Raw genomic sequence first — 14,610 nt, forward strand, 5'->3', positions numbered from 1 at the left:
GCCCCTCTCGATTCCGCCGCCTGGGACACCGACCCGGAACCCCTCCCCGTCGACTCCGCCCCCGTACCCGAGTACGGCAGGGGCTCCCTCGCCGACCTGCTGCCCACCCTGGCCGCCGGACTCGGCGTCCCCGGCATGACCGCGGGCATCACCGAACTGACGCCGGCCGACCGGAACTGCGTCTTCCTGATCGACGGCCTCGGCTGGGAGCAACTGCGGGCCCACCCGGACGAAGCCCCCTTCCTGTGCTCGCTCCTCGGCACCTCGCGCGGCGGCACCGGACGTCCGATCACCGCCGGCTACCCGGCGACCACGGCGACCTCGCTCGCCTCCGTCGGCACCGGCCTGCCGCCGGGCGCCCACGGCCTGCCCGGATACACCGTGCGCGACCCGGCCACCGGCGCGCTGATGAACCAGCTGCGCTGGCAGCCGTGGACCGCGCCGGCCGTCTGGCAGCCGTACCCCACCGTCTTCCAACTCGCCCAGCAGGCGGGTGTGCACGCGGCGCAGGTCTCCTCCCCGACCTTCGCGAACACCCCGCTGACCAAGGTCGCGCTCAGCGGCGGCACCTTCGTGGGACAGCTGTCCGGCGAGGACCGGATGGACAGCGCCGCCGCGCAGCTGGCCGGAGCCGACCGCGCCCTCGTGTACACGTACTACTCCGAGGTCGACGGCGCCGGCCACCGCTTCGGCGTCGACTCCGACACCTGGCGCGGCCAGCTCGGGCACGTCGACCGGCTCGTCCAGCGCCTCGCCGAGCAGCTGCCACCGCGCAGCGCCCTCTACGTCACCGCCGACCACGGCATGGTCGACGTGCCCTTCGACGAGGACCACCGCATCGACTTCGACGAGGACTGGGAGCTGAAGGCGGGCGTCGCCCTCCTCGGCGGCGAGGGCCGCGCCCGGCACGTGTACGCCGTCCCGGGCGCCCGGGACGACGTCCTGGCCTGCTGGCGCGAGGTGCTGGGCGAGCAGTTCTGGGTGGCGTCCCGGGAGGAGGCGATCGAGGCGGGCTGGTTCGGCCCCCGGATCGACGACCGGGTGTACGACCGCATCGGCGACGTGGTCGCCGCCGCGCGGGACGACGTCCTGCTCATCGCCTCCGAGCGCGAGCCGAAGGAGTCGGCGATGGTCGGCAACCACGGTTCGATGACCCCTGCCGAGCAGCTCGTCCCCCTGCTCGAAGTACGCTCCTGACGCCCCGCCGCACACCCGACCCCGTTGCCGAAAGGTGCCCGACCCCTCATGCCCGAGCTGGTGTTCTTCTCCGGAACGATGGACTGCGGGAAGTCGACACTGGCTCTCCAGATCGAGCACAACCGCTCGGCGCGCGGACTCGCCGGGATGATATTCACCCGCGACGACCGCGCGGGCGAGGGCAAGCTCTCCTCGCGCCTCGGCCTGGTCACCGACGCGGCGGAGGTCAAGGACGGGCAGGACCTGTACGCCCACGTCGTCGACCACCTCTCGCAGGGCGGGCGCGTGGACTACGTGATCGCGGACGAGGCGCAGTTCCTCGCGCCGGACCAGATCGACCAGCTCGCGCGCGTGGTCGACGATCTCGACATCGACGTGTACGCCTTCGGCATCACCACCGACTTCCGCTCCAAGCTCTTCCCCGGCTCCCAGCGCCTGGTCGAACTCGCCGACCGGGTCGAGGTGCTCCAGGTCGAGGCCCTGTGCTGGTGTGGCGCCCGCGCCACGCACAACGCCCGCACCGTGGGCGGCGTCATGGTCGTCGAGGGCGCCCAGGTGGTCGTCGGCGATGTCGCCCAGTCCCCCGACGAGATCGGCTACGAGGTGCTGTGCCGACGCCACCACCGTCGCCGTACGACCGCTGCGACGGCCCACGCGGCGGCGCTCTCGCCCGACGTGCTGCCGGTCACCTCGGGCTGACCGTCTGCCCCGGCGCCGTCAGAGATACCTGACCCCCTGTTCCGCGCTGCCGGCCAGGAAGCCGGAGAGACGGGCTCCGTAGCGGATCCAGCGCCGGCGCAGGGTCGGGGAGCGGGCCAGGTCGGGGGCGTGCAGCACCAGCCAGGACCAGTTCATCAGCACCGTCCGGCTGTCACGGCGCTCGAAGCCGGCGTGGCGGTAGGCGGCGTACAGGCGCGCGCCGGAGCGGCCGTAGTTCCACTTCTGCCGGGCCAGGGAGGAGAGTTCGGCGCGCAGCCGGTAGTGCATGCGGGCCTCGGGGGCGTAACCGACCCGGTACCCGCACAGATGGGCCCGCCAGGACAGGTCCATGTCCTCGCCGCCGCCCCGGTAGTGCTCGTCCCAGCCGCCGATCGTCACCAGCACCTCCTTCCAGGCGGCGCAGTTCGCGCCGCGTGCGAAGGGCAGGAAGTCCGTCTGCTCGGTCATCGGCATCGGCTGCTCGTCGGCGTAGGCGGGGCTGAGCACACTGCTGTCGAGGCCGCCGCCGACGACGTCGGCCTCCGGCGCCGCCTCGGCCAGCGCGGCGAGCCAGCCGGGGTCCGCGACGTCGTCGGCGTCGCAGAAGGCGATGAAGTCACCGCGGGCGGCGGCGACCCCGAGGTTGCGGGCATAGCTCTCCCCGGCCCGCTCGGTGGCCCGGACGACGCGCAGGCCGGGAAGACCGCAGCGGTGCTTCTCGGCGACCTCGCGGGTCGCGTCGGCGGAGCCGTTGTCGACGACCAGCACCTCCCAGCCGCCGGCGTACGTCTGGGCGGCGAGGGCACGCAGCTGGGCCGGGAGCGTCAGTGCCCCGTCGCGGACGGGGATGACGACCGAGACGAAATCCGGCACCCGCCCGCGTCCGGCCGCTGCCGCAGGGGACCGGCCGACCGAGGAGGTGAGGTGGTTGTCCCGCAGGACTGCGGTTCCCGCGGCCCGGGCGGCGCTCCCGGTGGCGGCCGTGTCGTCGGCCCGGCGCCGCACCAGCAGCCGCGGCACGGTGACTCGCGCGGCCGTACGGCCTTCCGCGCCCAGCAGTCCACGTCGCACGGCATAGGCGGCGCCGTCGAGGGCGGGGGTCAGGGTGATGCCGTCGACCAGGTCGTCCGTCCGCAGCCGGAGGGTGCCGCACTGGACCAGACCGGCACCGCCGTGGGCGGCCCGGGCCAGGTCGGCCAGCCAGCCGGGGAGTGCTTCGTCGCGGCCGTGCAGGAACGCCACGTAGGGGACCGGTGCGGCGCGCGCGGCCCCGACGCAGGCTTCGGCGGCCGTCCCGGGGGTGCAGGGCGCGTGGCGCAGGTCCGGGGCCGGCGGCGGGCCGGTCGGCGCTACCACGGTGATCGAGGCGGCCGGCAGGGACTGGTTCCGCAGACTGCGCACCGCGGGCTCCCAGTCGCCGTCGGGGGCCGCGACGACGACACCGAATGCGGGCGGGCGCGGTGCCACCTCCGTCATCCGCCCACCGCTACCGGTTCCAGGCGGAAGTCGATGTCGTTGGGCGGTGCGACCAGCAGAGGCAGCAGCTCCTCACGGGTCCTCGCCTCGCGGCGTTGACGTTCACGGGTGTTCATGGCCCGGGTGTAGGAGAGCCGCTCGGCGGAACCGAAGCCCGTCTCGGGCGCCTGGGTCAGCGACCGCGGCCAGATCCGGTACCGGTAGAGAACTCGGCGCACACTGCGCAGCCGGTACAACCGGGCCGCCCTGAGATGGAAGTCGGTGTCGGCGCCCAGCCGGACCGTGCCGTCGAAGCCTCCGAGCCGCTGCAGCACCTCGCGGCGCACCACCGACGACGGATGCAGGACCACCGTCGAACGGCCCAGTCGCATCCACAGGTTGCCGTTGCGTGGCATCCGGCGGCGGCCGGTGCCTTGCCCCGCGGCGTCGATGAACTCGTAGGCACAGCCCACGAGGTCGGCCTTGTCCCGCTCCAGCAGGGCCAGTTGATGACGCAGCCGTCCCGGCATGCTGATGTCGTCCGCGTCCTGGAAGGCGACGTACGTGGTGTCCACGCGCTCCAGGACTTTGTTCTTGATGCGCAGATGCCCGACGTTCTCGGAGGTGCGCAGCACGGTCAGGCGCGGATCTCCGGCCAGCGGACGCAGCGCGGCGGTCCAGTCGTCGTCGGGGGAGCAGTCGTCGACCACGATCAACCGCAGGTCGGTCCGGTCCTGGGCGAGGACCGAGGCGGCCGCGGTGCCCAGGTAGTCCGCGCAGTCGTAGTGCGGCAGGACGACGGTGACCGCCGCTCCCGTGCCGTGTGCCGGTGTCCGCACGGCGTCTCCCTTCCGTGGCCGCCGCGGCGGGCGGCGCCCGATGTCGGTCCGGACGGCCGTCGTGCCGGACGGCCGCCGTCCTGTCAGCGTCCGGTGCGCGCCGTCCGCCGCCCCTCGGCGGCCGGGCTGCGGAAGTCGCCGTCGTCGCCCCACGACACGTGCCGCAGCGGCCGGCCGGCCGCGCCGCGTGCGGCGAGACCCGCGGCGACCGCGCAGAACCAGGTGAGGTGCACGGCCTTGACGGTCCAGCGCTTCAGTCCCCGGACCGGCCCGCCGCTGCCGTCCCAGGCGGCGAGCGGCCACAGTCCGTGGAACAGCGTGCCCGAGAGGTAGGTCCGCGCGGTCGGCCACGGGTAGTCGGCCGTGCAGGTCACATGGCTGTAGAGCGAGCGGCGCAGCCGGTTCAGGGTGTCGTGGGCCCGGCCGACCCGGTAGAAGCTGCCCTGGGCGTCGGGCAGGACCTCCAGGTCGTGCAGCGGGTCGGCCGCGTGGGGATCGAGCAGTTCGAAGAGCACGTGGCCGTCGTCGGCCAGCCGGCGCGCCGGAATGCCGTCGGCGATGACGTCGGCGGCGACGAGCATGCAGGCCGCCGCCGGACAGGCGCCCGGCGGCACGGTGACGCCCGAGACGCGGGCCATCATCCGCGAGGCGGCCGACGGACGGGGCAGGGCGACGAGGTGCGCGCCGACCGCGCCCGTGCGGCCGCGTTCGTGGAAGCGGTCGACGAGCCGGGCCAGGCAGCCCGGGGCGAACTCCACGTCGTCGTCGGTCCACAGCCAGCCGACATGCCCCAGCGGGCGGGAGAGCCGCAGCGCCGTGTTGACGGTCCGGAGTTTTCCCCGGCCCGGCAGCGCGAATCCGACGACGGGCACGGAGGAGGCGGCCCGGGTGAGCCCGCGCAGCCGGTCGAGTGCCTCCGCCCGCTCGCCGGGGCCGTACTGCATGCCCAGCCAGAGAGTCAGGGGCAGGCCGGGACGGGCGGCGCGGACGTCGGCGAGAGCGTCGAGGAGGTGACGGAGCGCGGTCTCGTGGGCCGTCGGGCCGCAGCGCGCCACATAGGTCGGAAGCAGCACCCCGAGACCTCCGGAGGGCAGACCGGTCTCCTGGTCCGCCGGGTCCCCCCGGACCTCTCCCGACCTGACCAGCGTCACCGGGGCGGCAGGCGGCGGCAGGGGGTCGAAGCCGCGGGCCACCGCGCGTTGCCACCACATGCGTTCGCCGTCGGTGCCCCCGCGCATCCGCGTCCCTTCGTCGGCCGACCCGTGCACCACCCGTCCCGGCCCTCCGTCGGAAATTCGTGGACGAAGGGGAATTCGCCGTTGATCAACCTGCCGCGCAATGCGTGGAAGCACGCTGATTTGGGCGGGCCGCACTCTAACCGGCGCTCGGAAGTGATCACAAGACCGACAGCCTGTTTCCAGAGACGGGCCGCCCCGTTTCCAGGAATGGCTGAAACGCCAGGGTTCCGTTTGCACTGGTTCGGTGAATGCCCCGGGCAGCGGCGTGTGATTCGGTGGGTGGCCTGGCCGAATTCAGGCGCTGCCGCTCACAGTTCTCCCCGGATGGCATCCGAGGGCGACCGGATACGGTCGGCCGGATTCATCCGCCCGCCGCGCGCGGAGGTGGTGTGTTCGGTGCGCTCGCCCGTCTGTGGCAGGCTATCGGCACGGTTTTCCACGCCATTCGTCGCGGGCGGCGGAAGGAAGGTGTCGCACATGAGGTTTTCCGCACACGCGGAACAGCAGGTGGGCGGGGTGTCCGGGCCGCCGTCCGGGCAGGACGTCCGGCTGAACGCGCACGGGATCGTGAAGAGCTACGGCCGCCGCCGCGTCCTGGACGGAGTCGATCTCGTCGTGCGCGCCGGTGAGGTCGCGGCGATCGTGGGCAGCAACGGCGCCGGCAAGTCCAGCATGATCAAGATCTGTGCCGGGCTGCTCGCGCCGGACGCGGGCCGGGTGTCCGTCACCGGACGCCTCGGCTACTGCCCGCAGAACGCCGGCGTCATGGGCTTCCTGACGCCGCGCGAGCACTTCACGCTGTTCGGCGCCGGCCGTGGCATGGGGGGCCGCGACGCCGACCGCCGGGGCCGCGAACTCGCCTCCGCGCTGGACTGGTCCGTCGCGCGCCGCACCCTGGCCAAGGACCTCTCGGGCGGCACCCGGCAGAAGCTGAACGTGGTCCTCTCCGCCCTCGGCGACCCTGACGTCCTGCTGCTCGACGAGCCCTACCAGGGCTTCGACCGGGGCTCCTACGTGGACTTCTGGCAGAACGTCTGGGGCTGGCGCGAAGAGGGCAAGGCGGTCGTCGTCGTGACCCACATGCTGAACGAGCTCGACCGGGTCGACCACGTGCTCGACCTCAGCCCCCGCACGCAGGGGGCCGGCCGATGATCCGCACCCTGCGCATGGCCGAGATGACCCTGCGCGAACTGCTGCGCCGGCGCGGTGTGCTGAGCCTGCTCCTGCTCGTGCCGCTGGTCTTCTACCTCGGCCGGCACGACCAGGCGGGCCAGGCCATCCGGTTCGCGAGCCTGGGCGTCGGCTTCGCGGTGAGCACCGCCGCCCTCTTCTCGGCCGTCGGCGGCCGCGAGATCGAGCCCCGCCTGACCCTGTCCGGCTTCCGGCCCCGGCACCTGTACCTGGGCCGCATGCTCGCCCTGCTCACCGCCGGGCTGCTGATCTCCGCGCTGTACGCCGTGGTCGTGATCGTGGACCAGGAGGTGGCCGACCCGCGGGCGGTCGCACTGGAACTGGCGCTGACCACCCTGGTGGCCGTCCCGCTCGGGCTGCTGCTCGGCCTCGCCGTGTCCCGGGACCTGGAGGGCACGCTGCTGCTCATCTCCGTCATCGGCGCCCAGATGGTGATCGACCCGGCCAACGACGCTGCCAAGGCGCTGCCCTTCTGGTCCACCCGCGAGATCATCACCTACGCCGTCGACGGTGCCGGAAGCGGTTCCCTCACCTCGGGCGTGACGCATGCCCTCGTGGCGACCGGGCTGCTGGTCCTGGCGAGCGGCGGCGTGATGTCGGTGCGATTGCGACGGCGTGCCCACATGCAATTCGTGTGAATCCACCGCGATTCCGCGGTACGTCGGGGGGCCGGATTGATCTCGGCCCCCCGACGCGTGATCCACCCGTCGAGAGAAAAGTGACTCTGTCTCGTCGATACGAACGCGTGTAGGGTTGAGTAATCGTCCTGCCGACGCGCCGTTCGCGTGCCGGTGTGGTGTCCCGGCTCGTCGTCTCTCCCCAGAAAGGAGAGTTCGTGAACGGTGCGCAGCGATTACCACTCGATGAATCCGCCGGACAAGCCCTCTCGAAGGCGACGGAATTCCTCCTCACCGCCCGCGACGCGGACGGCTGGTGGAACGACTACGAGGTGCGCGGCCCGGGCCAGTTCTGGGTCACCGCGTATGTCGGCGCCTCGCTCGCGGAATTGCCCGGGGGCCCGGGGCGCGCGGCGGCGACGTCCGCCTGGGAAGTGCTGAGAAAGGCCCGCGGCCCCTCCGACGGCTGGGGCTACTGCCCCCAGGTCCCCGGTGACGCCGACATCACCTCCTGGGCGCTCCGCCTGGCCGAGGCGCTGGGCGTCGAACACGACCCCCGTGCCGACGAGGGCTACCGGTTCGTGGCGGGCCACCTGCAACCGGACGGCGGCATCTCCAGCTATCTGCCCCACATCGCAGGGCCCTTCCTGGACCGGGTCGCCCCCCGCTGGGACGCCTGGTACGCGAGTCACGCGTGCGTGACCACGGCCGCGGCCGGACTGCTCCGACTCCCCGTACGCGACAGGCTGTTGGGCAGGCTCCGGGAGATCCAGCGGGCTGACGGGGCGTGGCCGGCGTACTGGTGGCCGGACCGCGAGTACTCCACGGCACTGGCGGCGGAGGCGCTGACCGCCGGCCGCGCCGGAACGGACCTCCCCGAGGCGCGGGCGGCCGCCGACTGGGCAACCGCCAGGATCGGCGCCGACGGTGCCGTGCGCACCGAGTGGGAGCAGGACGGCTCCGCCTTCGCCACCGCCTTCGCCCTGAGGGCCGTCGTGGCGGCCGACCTGCCGGACGGCCGGCACGCCGACGCCGTCCGCCGGGCCGTCTCCTGTCTGATCGACTCCCAGGAGCGGGACGGCAGTTGGCGGCCGTCCGCGTGGTGCCGGGTGCCCGGCCCCATGGAGTTCGATCCCGACGCACGCGAGGACTGGGAACGGGGGCGGCGCGGAAAGGCCGCGTTGGGCTCCGTCGTCCTGGACACGAAAGCGCTCTACACCACCGCGTCCGTCGTCGCCGCACTGGCCAGGTCGGGCACCGCGGCAGCGGCCGAGCAGCGCCGCGCGGACCTCGTATGACGGCGCGCGACGCGCCACGACCGGACAACCAGGGGGAACGCTGGTGAACACCTCACCGCAGTTGGTCCAGCGCACGGAAGTCCCGGCACCGAACCTGCTGGACCCGGGAGCCGTCCTCACCCGGCTCCGGAGCCACCCGCGGGGGCCGGTCCACATCATCGACCCGTTCAAGGTGCCGCTCGACGAGGCCGTGGAGAAGGCGAAGGTCCTCAGCGATCTCGGCTGTCCCGCCCTCATCCTCGCCAGTACCGACTACGAGTCCTTCGAGTCCCACATGGACCCTTACGTGGCCGCGATCAAGGAGGTCAGCCCGCTGCCGGTGCTGTTGCACTTCCCGCCGCGCAGGGGCTCCGGCTTCCCTCTGGCCCGGGGCGCCGACGCCGTCATGCTGCCCGCGCTGCTCGGCTCCCGCGACGACTACTACGTGTGGAAGAGCTACCTGGAGACCCTGGTGAACCTGCCCGGCCGGGACGACGCCTGGCCGGAACTCCTGCTCACCGTCGCCCTCACCTTCGGCGAGGACCACAAGACCGGCGATCTGCTCAGGACCGTGCCCGTGGCCACCACGACCACCGAGCAGATGGACCGGTACATCGCGGTCACCCGCAGCTTCGGCTTCCACATGGTCTACCTGTACTCCCGCTACGCACAGGTTCCCCCCGACGTGGTCCGCCACTTCCGCCGCCGGCTCGACCCCGACCAGATCCTGTTCGTGAGCGGCAACGTCCGGCGGCGGGAGCACGTCGCGGCGTACCTGGAGGCGGGCGCCGACTACGTGGGCTTCGCCGGCGCACTGGAACAGGGCGACTGGCGCTCGACGCTGGCCGAGATGACGGCGGCCCGCCCGTGACCGCGGCACTGCCCGCGGACTACACCGCCTCGATGCTGGTCACCGAGTCCGCCAACCGCGATCACGTCACCGCGTTCGTCGCCCGGGGCGGCGGCTCACCCGACCTCGTGGCGCACACCGCGGCGTTGCGCCTCTACCTGCGGGTGCCGCACTTCCTCACCGAGTGGATCACCGACCCGGAGCGGCGCGCCGAAGTGGCCCGCGCCCTGGCCATGGACATCGTGGCCATGAAGCTGCTCGACGACCTCATGGACGACGACACCGGCCTCAACCGCATCGAACTCGCCTGTCTCTGCCTCCACCTGCACCTGACCGCGCTGAAGCAGATGTGCGCGCTGGCCGAGGACGCCCGCTCCGTGACCGACCTGGTCGAACGCGATTTCACCGAAGTCTGCACCGGACAGATCCGCACCAAGAGCCATCGGGCGCGGACCCTCGACGAGTGGTGCGCCAACGCCAGCACCTACGGCGCCACCTTCCTGGGCTGCTACGGCTCCCTCGCGGCGCTCTGCGGCCGCGAGGAGCCCGCCGTCGATCCCGCGCGGCGGTTCGCCGAGGCGTTCGGCACGATCATCACCATCGCCGACGACCTGACCGACTACGACCGCAACGGCGAGCGGGAGGGGAACCTCGGCCACCTGATGCGCACCGGGGCCGTACCCGCACGGGACGTCGAGGCGCTGCTGGAGCGACTGCGCGCCCAGGCGCTCGGCGCGGCACGGGAGCAGCCGGCCTCCTCGGGGCTGGTCCCCGTCGTCGACGTGTACACCGACGACGTACTGGACCGGCTGCTGCCGCGGCACCCGGGGCGCTGACCGACGACCGACGGCCTACCGGGGCTCGCCCCGGTAGGCCATCAGGTCGTCGAAGACGAACAGGTCGACGTCGCTGTCCGCGAAGTCGTCCAGCACGTGCCGGGCGGTGTGCGCGATGGCCCGGCCGGGGCCGTTGAGCGAGGTGTTGATCAGGGCCGGAACACCCGTCTCCGCCTCGAAGGAGGCGAGCAGGGAGTGCAGCAGCGGCTGGTCGGCGCCCAGGGTCTGGATCCGGCAGGTCCCGTTGACGTGCCGGGCCTGCGGGGCGGTGCCCTCCGGCAACTGGTACTCGAAGAGCATGTACGGGGAGGGCCGGCCGCCCGGATACAGCTCGGCGAAGCGCTCGTCGCGCATCACCGCGCCCAGCGGGCGGTACCACTCCCGCTGCTTGAGCTTCTCGCTCATCCGCTTGCGCATCCCGGACACGGCCGGGCTGCCCAGCAGCGAGCGGTGCCCCAGCGCGCGCGGCCCGAGCTCGGCGGCGCCCTCGGTGAGGGCCACGACACCTCCGTCCGCGAGCAGGCGGGCGACCACCGGGCCGTCGTAGGGAACGGCCTTGAGGCCCGCGGTGTCCAGGGCGGCCAGGACATCGGTGCGGGCCTCGCCCGTGCCGTTGGCGTACACACTCAGCGGTTCGGGCCGCCTGCCGAGGACGTAGGTGAGGGCGTAGACGCCGGCGCCCGCAAGATGGCCCGCGTCGCCGCAGGCCGGCGGGACGGCGATCTCCCGGCCGAAGGCCTCGCGCAGCGACGAGTTGGCCACGATGTTCAGCGCGCAGCCGCCACCGAGTGCGATCGGGCCGACGCCCCCGCCGGTGCGGGTGACGTGCCGGTCGAGAACGGCGTGAACCGCTTCGGTGAACAGCTCCTGGAAGGTGGCGACGACATGGGCCGCCGTCTCGAACTCGGGGTTGAACTCGGGGCGCCCGGCAAGCTCGGCACGCACCCGCTCGGCCAGCTCCAGGTCGTGCATGACCCGGGGGTCCACCGCCGTCAGCTGCTCGCGTATCCGGGCGTCGGGCTGTCCGTAGCCGCCGAGGGCCATCACCTTCCCGGCAACGCTGGGGCTCTTGCCGAAGCCCAGCAGGTGGCCGATCGCGGTCCACCCGAAGCCGTTGCCGTACCAGGGGAGCGGGTCCTTGGCGATCCACTCCAGGCGGTTGTCCTCGACCCGGAACAGGGAGCTGCGGGTGAGCTGTCCGCGGCCCTCGTTGACGAGGACGAGGGTGCCGTCCTCGTGGTCCGCGTAGTGGGCGGCGAGCGCGGCGTGCGACACCTCGTGGGTGACGACCACGCAGTCCACGGTCCGGCCCAGCAGGTCGCAGGTGGTGCGGTGGTGCGGTGCTCCGGCGCCGATCCGTTCCATCGCGTGGTCCAGGTCCGGGATCCGCAGCAGGGCGCTGCGGACCGGCGTGCTGACCGCCACCAGGTCGATCCCGTCCGCGTCCACGCACTCCTGGGCGAGCACGTGCTCCAGCGCGATGTCGGAGCGGTGGTCGTGCTTGACGCGGGTGAGGCGCTCGGTCTCGATGGCGAAGACCAGCCGTCCGTCCTCGAAGTAGCCGACTCCGGTGTCGTGGCCGGCGGAGTGGAGAGACAGTACCTTCATCAGCGCTCCTGGGCAGGGGGTGTGAGGGTCGGAACGGCCGAGTAGGGCGCCCACTCGACGGCACGCAGCGGCCGGCCGGTGAGCCCGCGCAGGTACAGCTCCGTCCCCACCCCGGCGAACCACGCGAAGTAGAGCCACTTGATCAGCGCCTTCTGGAGCCCGCGGCGCCGCCCGCCGCTCGCGTCGAAGGCGGTCAGCGGCCAGAGGCCGGCGAAGAGGATGTGGCGGAAGTAGTGGCGGACCACCGGCAGGGGCCAGTCGGCGAGGTCGACGAGATGGTTGAGGAGGATCCGGCGGATCCTGCGGCGGGTCTCGCCCGCGGGACCGGCGACGTAGTAGTGGCAGCGGGCGTCCGGTACGAGACGCAGCCGGGCCAGCGGATCGGGCAGGCCGGGGTCGAGGAGCCGGAAGCAGACGTAGCCGTCGTCCGACACGTAGCGGCCGGGCATGCCGCCGGCCAGGACGTCGGTCGCCACCAGGATGCAGCAGCCGTGCGGGTAGTTGGTCGCGGGTGCCGCGATCGCCTTGGCGCGGGCCAGCAGGTGCGAGGTGGCGAACTCCCTGGTGTGCGGGATCTTCGTGGCGCCCACCGCGCCCCGGCAGCCGGCCGCCAGGAAGTCCCGCGCCAGGCGCGCCAGGCAGCCGGCATCGAGGTGCACGTCGTCGTCGACCCAGCCGACGCCGAGGCAGCCGAGCGACTCGGCGATCTCGATGGCGGCGTTGAGCGTACGCGGCTTGCCCGGGCCCGGCAGCGAGAGGCCGCACACCGGTACGTCCGGCAGCCGGGCGCGGGCCCTTCCCAGCAGCGCCCGCAGCCGCGCCACGGATTCGCCCGCCTCCCGCGCCGACGCCCACTGCATGCCCACCAACAGCACGACGGGGGCCTCCGGACGCTCCTCGGCCAGCTCGCCGATCCGGTCCAGCAGGGCGTCGAACCGCTCCTGCTGCCCGGCGAGGGGGCCACGGGCGACATAGGTCGGGGCGATCAGGGCGAGGGCCGGTGAACCGGGGCGCAGAGCGGCGGCGGCGCTCCGGGCGTCGGAGAGCTCGACCGCCTCCCCCGCCGGACCGTCGGGCAGGACGTAGCGCACCGGCACGGCCCAGGACGGCTGTGGACGGAGTCCCCGCGCCATGGTGCGGCGGACGTGGTGGGTCAGGAAGGGCTCGCCGAGCCGACGCCGGCCGCGGTCCGGCAGCGGCTCGTTGAGGCGGACGGCGGGGCCCGGCCGCAGGGACGCGGCCGGGCGGGAGGTCTCAGAAGTCACGGTCGGTGTTGGAGGTCGACCGGGCCAGGCTGCGCAGGCCGTCCACGGTGTTGCGCCACTGACCGGTCGTCGCCATGTGGGTCAGCAGCGGCTTGGCCATGGAGCGGCGCAGGAAGAACGCACGGTAGGCGGCCTGCGCGCGGCGCTGGGCGTCGGGCACCAGATAGCCGATCCGCGCGTCGAACTCGCCCCGCACGAACCGGTCCCAGTAGTCGGAGGGTATCCGCCCGGCGGCCACCGACTCGGTGTGCAGCGGGGTGCCCGGCAGCGGGGTCGCGGTGTAGAAACTCGCGTAGTCCAGCGGGATCCGGCAGGCGAGGTCGACCGTGGCGCGGAACTGCTCCCGGGTCTCGTTCAGCCAGCCGACGATGAAGTAGCCGAAGCCCTTGATGCCCGCCTCGTGCGCCGAGGTGACGGCCCGTTCGATCTTCTCGATGTTGCTCTCCTTGCGCATGCGCTCGAGGATCTCCGGCGCGCCGTGCTCGATGCCGAACCGCAGCCGCACGCAGCCCGCCCCGGCCATCGCCTTCAGCAGCGGTTCCGGCACCAGGTCGACGCGGGTCGGTGCCTCCCAGCGCACCTTCAGGCCCTGTTCGCCGATGAGCGCGCAGATCTCCCGGACCCGGCCGCGGTGCAGCGTGAACACGTCGTCGTAGAACATGATCTCCTTCACCCCGAACCGCTTCTTCAGCTCCGTCATCTCGCCGACGACGTCCTCGGGGGAGCGGTACATCGACTTCTTGTCGACGGCCTGCTTGAAGCAGAAGCTGCACTTGAACGGGCAGCCGCGGCTGGAGATCATCGTCGCGAACGGCCGGGGAGCCATGATCGAGTAGTAGCTGTTCATCGGCAGCCCGTCGCGGGAGGGCCAGCCGACCTCCTCCAGGTTCACCATCGGCGCGGCCCCACCGTCGTGCTCGCGGGAGACCAGACCCCGGATGCCCTCCGGCTTCTCGCCCTGCTCCAGGGCCTCGGCCAGCTCCGGCATGATCGTGATGCCCTCGCCGACACCGACGTAGTCGATGCAGTCGTGGAAGAGGTTCTCGTGCGCGTAGACCTCGGTGTGTGGCCCGCCGAGGATGACCTTGGCGCCGGTGCTCTTCGCCGCCTGGCAGGCTTCGACGGCACCGGGCAGTCCGGGAGTTGTGGTGCTGACGCCGACCAGGTCCGGCTCGAAGTCGGCGAGGAGTTCGCGCAGGCCCTCGCTGTCCAGACCGAGGGCCGGAGTGTCGACCTGGATGACGTCGTGGAAGCCGGCGGACTTCAGCGCGGTGTGGATGTAGCCGAGACCGAGGTGGGGCAGGACGCCGGCGCGCCGCTGGATCTGGGTGATCTGGCGGGTGTTGAGGCACAGGTCGTGGTGGCGGACCAGCGCGATGCGCAGTTTCCGCCTGCGCCAGCGCGGCAGGCCGGGGCGGCCCGGTTTCTCGGCGACGGCGGTCGAGCAACCGCCCGACGCGGCCCCGGCCGCCGTACCGGTACTTATGACGGGCAGTGTCTTCCGCATGAGGTCCCCTCCTTCTGGGGTCGTGCGGGCA

The 14,610-nt window shown here is 72.6% G+C and carries 14 protein-coding genes; 7 read left to right on the forward strand and 7 right to left on the reverse strand.

What is annotated here, in order from left to right; genetic code table 11:
- Together DMH12_RS03645 and DMH12_RS03650 are read left to right on the forward strand one after the other, a co-directional pair.
- Positions 1–1,197, forward strand: a 1,197-nt coding sequence (locus DMH12_RS03645) for an alkaline phosphatase family protein (RefSeq protein ID WP_148107518.1), incomplete at its 5' end; no start/stop codon positions are given.
- Positions 1,198–1,245: 48 nt separating this feature from the next.
- A complete protein-coding gene (locus tag DMH12_RS03650; RefSeq protein ID WP_125490075.1) occupies positions 1,246–1,896 on the forward strand; it encodes a thymidine kinase in 651 nt (216 codons plus the stop codon).
- Between the two features lie 18 nt (positions 1,897–1,914).
- Here DMH12_RS03650 and DMH12_RS03655 read toward each other — a convergent pair whose 3' ends face one another.
- The 4 genes from DMH12_RS03655 to DMH12_RS38920 all read right to left on the reverse strand — a co-directional run bounded on the left by DMH12_RS03655 (position 1,915) and on the right by DMH12_RS38920 (position 5,907).
- A complete protein-coding gene (locus DMH12_RS03655) occupies positions 1,915–3,372 on the reverse strand; it encodes a glycosyltransferase family 2 protein (protein WP_125490076.1) in 1,458 nt (485 codons plus the stop codon).
- Positions 3,369–4,190: a glycosyltransferase family 2 protein gene (locus DMH12_RS03660; protein ID WP_125490077.1), complete on the reverse strand. Its 822-nt coding sequence runs from the start codon at positions 4,188–4,190 to the stop codon at positions 3,369–3,371. Before DMH12_RS03660 ends, DMH12_RS03655 begins: the two co-directional genes overlap by 4 nt.
- An 83-nt stretch (positions 4,191–4,273) precedes the next feature.
- Positions 4,274–5,428 (reverse strand): glycosyltransferase family 2 protein, encoded by a 1,155-nt coding sequence (locus DMH12_RS03665; protein ID WP_125490078.1) that lies wholly within the window; start codon positions 5,426–5,428, stop codon positions 4,274–4,276.
- 308 nt (positions 5,429–5,736) lie between these two features.
- On the reverse strand, positions 5,737–5,907 hold the full coding sequence (locus tag DMH12_RS38920; protein WP_185832132.1) for a hypothetical protein: 171 nt from the start codon (positions 5,905–5,907) through the stop codon (positions 5,737–5,739).
- On the opposite strand from DMH12_RS38920, the gene DMH12_RS03670 reads away from it, so the two are divergent.
- The 5 genes from DMH12_RS03670 to DMH12_RS03690 all read left to right on the forward strand — a co-directional run bounded on the left by DMH12_RS03670 (position 5,906) and on the right by DMH12_RS03690 (position 10,199).
- Entirely contained in the window at positions 5,906–6,580 is a 675-nt protein-coding gene (locus DMH12_RS03670) for an ABC transporter ATP-binding protein (RefSeq protein WP_125490079.1), read from the forward strand. The genes DMH12_RS38920 and DMH12_RS03670 overlap by 2 nt on opposite strands.
- Positions 6,577–7,257, forward strand: a complete 681-nt coding sequence (locus DMH12_RS03675) for a hypothetical protein (RefSeq protein ID WP_125490080.1) — start codon at positions 6,577–6,579, stop codon at positions 7,255–7,257. The genes DMH12_RS03670 and DMH12_RS03675 overlap by 4 nt, the downstream gene beginning before the upstream one ends.
- 197 nt (positions 7,258–7,454) lie before the next feature.
- On the forward strand, positions 7,455–8,534 hold the full coding sequence (locus DMH12_RS03680; RefSeq protein WP_125490081.1) for a hypothetical protein: 1,080 nt from the start codon (positions 7,455–7,457) through the stop codon (positions 8,532–8,534).
- A 43-nt stretch (positions 8,535–8,577) separates the two neighbouring features.
- The gene (locus DMH12_RS03685; RefSeq protein ID WP_125490082.1) at positions 8,578–9,384 is read left to right on the forward strand and encodes a geranylgeranylglyceryl/heptaprenylglyceryl phosphate synthase; all 807 of its coding nucleotides are present in this window, start codon (positions 8,578–8,580) and stop codon (positions 9,382–9,384) included.
- Positions 9,381–10,199 (forward strand): class 1 isoprenoid biosynthesis enzyme, encoded by an 819-nt coding sequence (locus DMH12_RS03690; protein ID WP_260474023.1) that lies wholly within the window; start codon positions 9,381–9,383, stop codon positions 10,197–10,199. Before DMH12_RS03685 ends, DMH12_RS03690 begins: the two co-directional genes overlap by 4 nt.
- 15 nt (positions 10,200–10,214) lie before the next feature.
- On the opposite strand, the gene DMH12_RS03695 is transcribed toward DMH12_RS03690, so the two are convergent.
- From DMH12_RS03695 to DMH12_RS03705, 3 genes are read right to left on the reverse strand one after another with little or no spacing between them, the layout of a single operon-like run.
- Positions 10,215–11,807 carry a carbamoyltransferase C-terminal domain-containing protein gene (locus DMH12_RS03695; RefSeq protein ID WP_125490083.1) on the reverse strand — a complete coding sequence of 531 codons (1,593 nt, stop codon included), beginning with the start codon at positions 11,805–11,807 and terminating at the stop codon, positions 10,215–10,217.
- On the reverse strand, positions 11,807–13,072 hold the full coding sequence (locus tag DMH12_RS03700) for a hypothetical protein (RefSeq protein ID WP_260474025.1): 1,266 nt from the start codon (positions 13,070–13,072) through the stop codon (positions 11,807–11,809). Before DMH12_RS03700 ends, DMH12_RS03695 begins: the two co-directional genes overlap by 1 nt.
- On the reverse strand, positions 13,062–14,579 hold the full coding sequence (locus DMH12_RS03705) for a B12-binding domain-containing radical SAM protein (RefSeq protein ID WP_125490084.1): 1,518 nt from the start codon (positions 14,577–14,579) through the stop codon (positions 13,062–13,064). The genes DMH12_RS03700 and DMH12_RS03705 overlap by 11 nt, the downstream gene beginning before the upstream one ends.
- Positions 14,580–14,610: the final 31 nt, after the last annotated feature.

The organism is Streptomyces sp. WAC 04229, assembly GCF_003947455.1.
Lineage (GTDB): Bacteria > Actinomycetota > Actinomycetes > Streptomycetales > Streptomycetaceae > Streptomyces.

Bases quoted from the DNA above. Each gene is read 5' to 3' on its own strand.
- DMH12_RS03650 (WP_125490075.1), top strand. From the start codon at position 1,246: ATGCCCGAGCTGGTGTTCTTCTCCGGAACGATGGACTGCGGGAAGTCG.
- DMH12_RS03655 (WP_125490076.1), bottom strand. From the start codon at position 3,372: ATGACGGAGGTGGCACCGCGCCCGCCCGCATTCGGTGTCGTCGTCGCG.
- DMH12_RS03665 (WP_125490078.1), bottom strand. From the start codon at position 5,428: ATGCGCGGGGGCACCGACGGCGAACGCATGTGGTGGCAACGCGCGGTG.
- DMH12_RS03670 (WP_125490079.1), top strand. From the start codon at position 5,906: ATGAGGTTTTCCGCACACGCGGAACAGCAGGTGGGCGGGGTGTCCGGG.
- DMH12_RS38920 (WP_185832132.1), bottom strand. From the start codon at position 5,907: ATGTGCGACACCTTCCTTCCGCCGCCCGCGACGAATGGCGTGGAAAAC.
- DMH12_RS03675 (WP_125490080.1), top strand. From the start codon at position 6,577: ATGATCCGCACCCTGCGCATGGCCGAGATGACCCTGCGCGAACTGCTG.
- DMH12_RS03695 (WP_125490083.1), bottom strand. From the start codon at position 11,807: ATGAAGGTACTGTCTCTCCACTCCGCCGGCCACGACACCGGAGTCGGC.
- DMH12_RS03705 (WP_125490084.1), bottom strand. From the start codon at position 14,579: ATGCGGAAGACACTGCCCGTCATAAGTACCGGTACGGCGGCCGGGGCC.